2 protein-coding genes (1 of these 2 running past the window's edge) are annotated in these 8,192 nt (G+C 72.7%); both read right to left on the reverse strand.

Annotation, left to right across the window (positions count from 1 at the left end):
• Positions 1-6,370, reverse strand: partial view of a non-ribosomal peptide synthetase gene (locus NG1_RS31340; protein WP_062976900.1) — the beginning only. It extends 18,908 nt beyond the left edge of the window; only the first 6,370 of its 25,278 coding nucleotides appear in the window; it begins with the start codon at positions 6,368-6,370; its stop codon lies beyond the left edge, outside the window.
• Positions 6,370-8,115 carry a condensation domain-containing protein gene (locus tag NG1_RS31345; RefSeq protein ID WP_169812354.1) on the reverse strand — a complete coding sequence of 582 codons (1,746 nt, stop codon included), beginning with the start codon at positions 8,113-8,115 and terminating at the stop codon, positions 6,370-6,372. The genes NG1_RS31340 and NG1_RS31345 overlap by 1 nt, the downstream gene beginning before the upstream one ends.
• Between the last annotated feature and the right edge of the window lie 77 nt (positions 8,116-8,192).

An 8,192-nucleotide genomic window follows, 5' to 3' on the forward strand; every position in this document is an offset into this window, starting at 1 on the left:
TCACCTGGAACAGCGGGTGCGCACCGGCGGAGCGATCCACGGCCATGGCGTCCACCAGCCGCTCGAACGGCAGATCGGCGTTGGCGAACGCGGCCAGGTCGGCGTCGCGGACCTCGGAGAGCAGCCCGGCGAAGGAGGCGTCGGCGGCGACCCGCGTGCGCAGTGCGAGGGTGTTGACGAACATGCCGACGAGGGCGTCCAGGGCGCGCTCGCCGCGCCCGCCGACGGGCGAGCCGATCACGATGTCGGCGCTGCCGCTCATCCTGGCCAAGGTGGCGGCGAAGGCCGCGTGCAGTGTCATGAACAGTGTCGCGCCGCTGCGCCGGGCGAGCGCGCGCAGGCCCGCGGCCACCTCGGGCTCGATCACGAAATCGACGGCCGCTCCCTCGTGCGACGCGACCGCGGGGCGTGGCCGATCGGCGGGAAGCGGCAGTTGCGCGGGGGCGCCGTCCAGCACGTCGCGCCAGAAGCGCAACTGCTGGTAGGCCAAGTCGCCGGGGACGTCCTCGGCGCCGAGGAGTTCCCGATGCCAGAGGCTGTAGTCGGCGTACTGCACGGTCAGCTCGTCCCAGTCCGGCCGCAGGCCGGTCAGGCAGGCGAGGTAGGCCCGGACCAGATCGGTGACCAGCGGCGCCATCGAGAGGGCGTCGGCGGCGATGTGATGGACGACGAACACCAGCACGTATTCGTCGCCGGTGACGCCGCGCGCCTCGTCCACCCGGTCGACGGCCAGCAGCGCGACCCGGCACGGCAGCTCGGCGGTGACGTCGAACCCGGCGCGGACGATGCCGATCACGGCGTCGCGCACCGCGGAGCGGTCGATCGGCACCGGATGCAGGCTCAAGCCGATGTCGGCCGCGTCGAGGACGGATTGGTAGGGCCCACCATCGGTTTCGGGGTAAGTGGTGCGCAGCGTCTCGTGCCTGGTGAGCACGTCGAGCACGGCGCGCTCCAGCGCGGCCACGTCCAGGCGGCCGGTCAGCCGCAGCACGATCGGCAGGTTGTAGACGCTGTCGACGCCGTCCTGGCTCTCGACGCGGTTGAGGAACCACAGTCGCTGCTGCGCGGGCGAGAGCGGCACCCGTTCGGGCCGCTCCCGGCGGACCAGCGCGAGCCGCTGGGCTCCCTCCGCGCCGAGCCGTCCGACGGCGGCGGCGAACCCCTCCACCGTGGGCGCGTCGAACAGCGCGCGCACCGGCACGCGCACACCCGCGGCCTCGCCCGTGCGGGCGGTGACCTGGGTGGCGTCCAGTGAGCTGCCGCCGAGGGCGAAGAAATCGTCGTCCAGCCCGACTCGCTCGGCTCCCAGCACCTCCGCGAACACCGCGGCGACCAGCCGCTGCGCGGCGTCGACGGGCGGGCGGAAGCGCTCGGCGGCGAGCACCGGGGCCGGCAGTGCCGCGCGATCGAGCTTGCCGCTGGTGTTCGAGGGGAATTCGTCCAGTTCGACCAGTGCCGTCGGCACCATGTAAGCGGGAAGCCACTGAGCGACAGCGGCTTTCACCGCGTCGAGTTCGGCTGTCGCGCCGGGCGCTGCGATCACGTAACCCGCCAGGAACTCACCCGCCGGCCCGGTGACCAGCCGTGCCGCGGCCTGCCCGACCTCGGGTACCGCCAGCAACGCGGTCTCGATCTCGGCGAGCTCGATGCGCTGACCGCGGAATTTCACCTGGAAGTCGGTGCGGCCCAGATAGATCAGTTCGCCGTCGCCGCTCCAGCGCACCAGGTCACCGGTGCGGTACATGCGCGCGCCCGGCGCGCCGAACGGGTTCGCGACGAAACGATCGGCGGTGAGGTCGACGCGGCCGTGGTAGCCGCGCGCCAGCTGCGCACCCGCCAGGTACAGCTCGCCCGGCACGCCGATCGGCGCGGGTCGCAACCGTCCGTCCAGCACGTAGACCTGCGCGTTCCACTCCGGCTCGCCGATCGGCACGTACGGTGTGTCCGCGTCGGTGACCTCGCGGTTGGTGATGGACACCGCCGCCTCGGTCGGGCCGTAGAGATTGTGCAGGCCCGCGTCGCATACCTGCCGGAACGCCGCGACGGTGTGCGGAGGCAGCGCCTCGCCGATGACGAACACCTCGCGCAGCGAATCCAGTTCGCCCGGCTGCGCGTGCGCGGCGAACACCGCGAGCATCGACGGCACGAAGTCGGTGAGCGTCACCTGGTGGCGGGCAATGGTTTCGGCGAGGTAGCGCGGATCGCGGTGCCCGTCCGCCGCCGCGAGCAACAAAGTGGCGCCCGCCCGCAGCGGCAGGAAGTACCCCCACAGCGAGACGTCGAAGGTGCTCGCGGTCTTCTGCAAGTAGACATCACCGGCTCGCGGACGGTACTCCGCGTGCATCCAGGCCAGCTGGTTGGCGATGGCCTGATGGCTGACCGCCACGCCTTTCGGCTTGCCGGTGGACCCGGAGGTGAAGATCACGTAGGCCGGGTGCTGCGGGTGCAGCACGCCGCGGCGTTCACGGTCGCCGATCTTGCCGGAGGGGTAGGCGGAGAGATCGAGTTCGTCCAGGTGATACACCGGCGCGGAAGCGGTCTCCGCATCGAATCCGGCCGCCCGGCTGGTCAGGATCGCGTGCGGGCGCGCGGTATCGAGAATGTGACCGATGCGTTCGGCCGGATGCGCCGGATCCACCGGGACGTACGCACCGCCCGCCCGCGCCACCGCGTACATGGCCACGACCAGCTCGATCGAGCGCGGCAGGGCCAGCACGACCAGCGCCTCCGGGCCGACGCCGATCCCGATGAGCATCCTGGCCAGCCGGTCGGCCCGGTCCGACAGCTCGGTGTAGCTCAGCCGCTCGGTACCGGCGACCAGCGCGACGGCATCCGGCGTACGGCGTACCTGCGCGTCGAAGCCCTCGTGCAGGAAACGGTCCGGCACTTTGTGCCCGCTGGCGTTCCAGCTCGCGGTGACGTAGTCGAGTTCGCCCGCGTCCAGCAGCGGGAGATCCCCGACCGGGGCGTCCGGGTCGTCCACCGCCGCACGCAGCAGCCGGACGAACTTCGCCGCGAACTCCCGCACGGTCGTCGCGTCGAACAAGTCGGTGGCATAGGTGAATTCGGCGCGATATCCGCCGGCGGCGTCGGAGACCGTGAGCTGCAAATCGAATTTCGCGAAACCGGGATCGAAGTCGACCGGCTCGACGTCCAGACCGGGCATGGCCGGCGCGATCGGCCCGATGTTCTGCATGAACAACGCCACCTGGAACAGCGGGTGGCGCGCGGCCGACCGCGCCGGGTTCAGCGCTTCCACCAATTGTTCGAACGGGATGTCGGCGTGTGCGAAGGCGCGCAGGTCGCGATCGGCGGCATACGCGAGGAACTCGGCGAAGCTGCGCGCGCCGTCCACTTCGGTGCGCAGCACGAGCGTGTTGACGAACATGCCGACCAGATCGTCCAGCGCGGCCTCGCCCCGGCCCGCGACCGGCGTGCCGATCGCGATGTCGGCGGTGCCCGACAGCCGGGCCAGCAGGGCCGCCAGCGCGGCGTGCAGCACCATGAACGGCGTGGCGCGCACGCGCGCCGCGACCGCCTCGACGTCGGCGCGCAGGGCGGCGTCGAGGGCGAACTCGTAGGTCGCGCCTCGATAGGAGGCCGCGGGCGGGCGCGGCCGATCCGCGGGCAGCTCCAATTGCGCGGGAAGTCCAGCCAATTCGGCGCGCCAGAAGGCGAGCTGGCGCGCGGCCACGGAGTCCGCGTCGGTCTCCGCGCCGAGCACCCGCTGCTGCCAGAGCGCGTAATCGGCGTACTGCACCGGCAGCGGAGCCCACTCCGGCGCCCGGCCCTCGCGCCGCGCGCCGTAGGCGGTGGTCAGGTCGCGCATCAGCGGACCGAGCGAGAAACCGTCGGCCGCGATGTGGTGGACGACGAGCACCAGCGTGTGGTCCTCGGGCCCGCAGCGCAGCAGGCGCACCCGCACCGGGATCTCCTCGGCGACGTCGAAGCCCTGCCCCGCCGCCCGGCGGATCGCCGCGACCAGCCGGTCCTCCGGCACGTCGGCGGGCGTCAGGTCGAACACCGCGTGCACCCGCCGCACCGATTGCGCGGGCCCGTCGGCGGTCTGCGGATAGACGGTGCGCAGCACTTCGTGCCTGGCCACCAGATCGGTGATCGCCGCCGACAGCGCGGATACCTCCAGCGGGCCGCGCAGGCGCAACGCGACCGGGATGTTGTCCACGGCGGCGACGCCCAGGTCGCGAGCCTGCTCGATGTCGGCGTCGAACCGGTTGAGGAACCACATGCGCCGCTGCGCGGGCGAGAGCGGAACGTGCTCCGGGCGCGGTCCCGCCACCAGCGGCGGGCGCGCCGGGCCGGGACGCGACACCGCGGCCACCGCGGCCACGGTCGGGCGGTCGAAGAAGTCACGCACGTCGACGGTCGCGCCGAGGGCCGCGGCGATCCGGGCGATGGCGCGGGTGGCGAGCAGCGAATTGCCGCCGAGCGCGAAGAAATCGTCGTCGGCGCCCACCCGTGGCAGGCCGAGCAGCTCGGCGAACACCGCGGCCACCGCGACCTGCGCCTCGGTCTCCGGTGCCCGATAGACCGGTGCGCCGGAACCGAGTTCCGGCTCCGGCAACGCCCGGCGGTCCAGCTTCCCGTTGGCGTTCAGCGGCATCGCGTCCAGCGGGATCAGCAGGGTGGGCACCATGTACTCGGGCAGCTCGCGCCGGACGTGCTCGAGCACCTCGGCGGCGTCGATCGAGTCACCGACGACATAACCGACCAGATGATCACCGATGACCTGCCGGTGCAGCGTCACCGCCGCCTGGGCCACCGCCGGATGACGCGACAGCGCCGCCTCGACCTCGCCGAGTTCGATCCGCAGACCGCGCAGCTTCACCTGGAAGTCGCTGCGGCCCAGGTATTCCAGTTCGTCCGGGCCGCCCTCCGCGCCGGGCGCCCAGCGCACCAGGTCGCCGGTGCGGTACATCCGCTCCCCCGCCGGGCCCTCCGGGTTGGCGACGAATCGCTCGGCGGTCAGGCCGGGGCGGGCCACATAGCCACGGGCCAGTTGCACGCCCGCCAGGTACAGCTCGCCGACGCCGCCGCGTGCCGCCGGGCGCAGGCTGTCGTCGAGCACCAGCAACTCCGTGTCGTCGGCCGCGACGCCGATCGGCACTCCGGCCACGTCCGCGCCGGTCACCTCGTGCGCGGTCACGTCGACGGCGGCCTCGGTGGGCCCGTACAGGTTGTGCAGGGTCGCGCCGCAGATGTCGCGGAACGCCGCGGCGGTGGCGGCCGGGAGCGCCTCGCCCGAGGTGAAGACCAGCCGCAGCGAGTCCACCGCGGCCGCGCGCGGCTCGGCGACGAAGACCGCGAGCATGGACGGCACGAAATGCGCCACCGTGACGGCGCGCTCGCCGATCACGCGCGCCAAGTAGGCCGGGTCGCGATGGCCGTCCGGCTCCGCCACGACCAGCCGGGCGCCGACCTGCAACGGCCAGAAGAACTCCCACACCGACACGTCGAAGGTGAACGGCGTCTTCTGCAACACCACGTCGTCGGCGCGCAGCCGGTACATCCGCTGCCGCCAGCGCAGATTCGCCACGATCGAGCGATGCGACACGGCTACGCCCTTCGGCCTGCCGGTCGACCCGGAGGTGAAGATCACGTAGGCGGTGTCGTCGGCCGACCGGGTGACCGCGGGGGCGGCAGGTGCGGGCGGGCCCGCGAGCTCATCGATCCGCAGCGTCTCGACCGGACGCCCGAACTCGGGTTCGTCGTGCGTAGTGGTCAGCACGAGCACCGGATCGGCGACCGCGAGCACGTAGGCGATGCGGTCGGCCGGATGATCCGGGTCGATCGGCACGTACGCACCGCCCGCCTTCAGGATCGCGTACATGCCGACCATCAGGTCGATCGAGCGCCGGACCGCCAAGCCCACCAGCGTGTCCGGCCGGACGCCGCGTCCGACCAAGTGCTGGGCCAGCGCGTTGACCCGGCCGTCGAATTCGGCGTAGGTCAGGGTGACGCCCGCGTAGTCGACCGCGATCGCGTCCGGGGTGCGGCGTGCCTGCTCCTCGAACAGGCTCACCAGCGTCTCGACCGGTGCGGCGGCGGGGGCCGGGGCATCGGGCACGGCGGCGAGCGCGTCCTCGAGCAGTGCTTCCAGCACCGCGCCGAGCGCGCCGTCACCGGACTCCAGCAGCGCGGGCAGCCTGCCGGAGACCACCACGGGGACCAGCGAGTCCGCGCTCATGATCTCCGACAGCGCCGCGAGTTCCGCGGCCAGCGCCGTGTAGGTGACGGTGACCTCGCCGTGGCGCAGCGCCACCCGGTGCGGCTCCCGTCCGGCGACGGTCGCGATGAGGCCGGGCAGGTCGTCGATGCCGTAGGCGCGGCGGACGGCGTCTGCGTGGGTCATCAGCGGTTTCCTTCCGAATCGAGAGCCCGCGCCGAGTCGGCGAGCAGCGCCTCGGCGGTGGCGGCCAGGGTTCGCAGCAAGGCCGTCAGGCCACTGCCACCGAGTTCGGCGAGCAGGCCGGGCACCAGCCCGGCGAGCGAGACATGGATGAGGGCTTCGGGTTTGGCCGCCGCGCCCATCGCCCTGGCGACGGTCGCGAGTTTCGCGTCGAGTTCGCCGAAGCGGACCCACCGATCGCCGTGCTCGAACGCTGGTGCGCCGGGCGCGGCCTGCGCCGCCCGAGCGATCAGAGCGGGCAGATCCGTCGCGATCGGCCTCGGCCGCCGTTCGTGCGCGGACCGGATGTCTATCGCGCGAACGGTCACCGCCGGATCCGCGGCCACCGTCTCCAGCACGCGCAGCAACCGCTCGCCGAACGCCCGCGCGGTCGGCTCGTCGAAGATGTCCGTCGCGTATCCGACGCGCAGCTCCAGACCGGCGCCGGAGCGCTCCAGCACAGTGACCTGTAGATCGAATTTCGCCTCCGTCGAGGCGAGATCGACCGCCTCGACCGCGAGTCCGGGCAGCTCCACGGCGGCCTGCGGCATGTTCTGGAAGGTGAGCAGCACTTGGCACAGCGGCGCGTGCGAGCCGGAACGGGTGACGCCGAGCGCATCGACCACCTGATCGAACGGGACGTCGGCGTGCGAGAGCGCCGCCAGATCGCGCCGGGTGGCCTGCCGCAGCAGTTCGCCGAAGCTCGTGCGCGGGTCGACCTCGGTGCGCAGCGCCACGGTGTTGACGAACATGCCGACCAGCTCGTCCAGTTCGCGGACGCCCCGCCCGGCGACCGGGACGCCCACCGTGACGTCCCCCGCACCGGACAGCTTCGCCAGCAGCACCGCGAGCGCGCTGTGCACCAGGGTGAACAGCGTGCCGCCGTGTTCGCGGGCCACTCGCTCCAGCCGGGCGGTGCGCTCGGCGTCGATCTCGCGGACGACGGTAGCGCCCCGCATGTCCCGGCGCGCCGGGCGCGGGCGGTCGGTGGGCAGGGACAGCGATTCCGGCGCTGCGGCCAATTCGGTTCGCCAGAAGGCGAGTTGGCGGGCCACCAGGCTGTCCGGATCCGCGGGATCGCCGAGCAACTCGTGCTGCCAGGCGCTGTAGTCGCGGTACCGGATCGCCGGCGGGTCCCACTCCGGCGCGTGACCGGCGGATCTGGACAGGTAGGCGCGCACCAGGTCGGCGGTCAACGGCGCGATCGAATACCCGTCCGCGCCGATGTGGTGCAGCACGACGACCAGGAGGTGTTCGTCGGCGGCGGTGGCGAACAGGGCGGCGCGCACGGGCGGCGCGGCGGCGAGATCGAATCCGAGACAGACGAATTCCGCGATGCGCGTATTCAGTTCGACTGAAGGCACCGGGATCGGTGTCAGGTCGACCGGCGACGCGGCCACGACCTCTTGGACCGGTCCCGCTTCGGTATCGGGGTACCTGGTGCGCAGCGTCTCGTGCCGGTCGAGCACATCGCCGACGGCCGCCGACAGCGCCGCCACGTCCAGCTCGCCGCGCAACCGCAGCGCCGCGGGGATGTGATAGGCCGAGGAGTCCGGCGTGAGCCGGTCGAGCACCCACATGCGTTGCTGCGCGGGCGCGAGCGGCACCGGCCCCGTATCCGCGCGGCGGACCAGCGCGGGCCGGGCCGCGCCGCGCTCGGTGTGCGCGAGGCGCTCGGCGAGCGCGGCCGGCGTCGGCGCGTCGAACACCGCCGCCACCGGGACGTGGCCGCCCAGTGCCGCGCCGAGCCGGGCCGCGAGCCGGGGTGGCCATCAGGGGAAATTTG

It is taken from the genome of Nocardia gamkensis NBRC 108242, from assembly GCF_001612985.1.
Taxonomy (GTDB): domain Bacteria; phylum Actinomycetota; class Actinomycetes; order Mycobacteriales; family Mycobacteriaceae; genus Nocardia; species Nocardia gamkensis.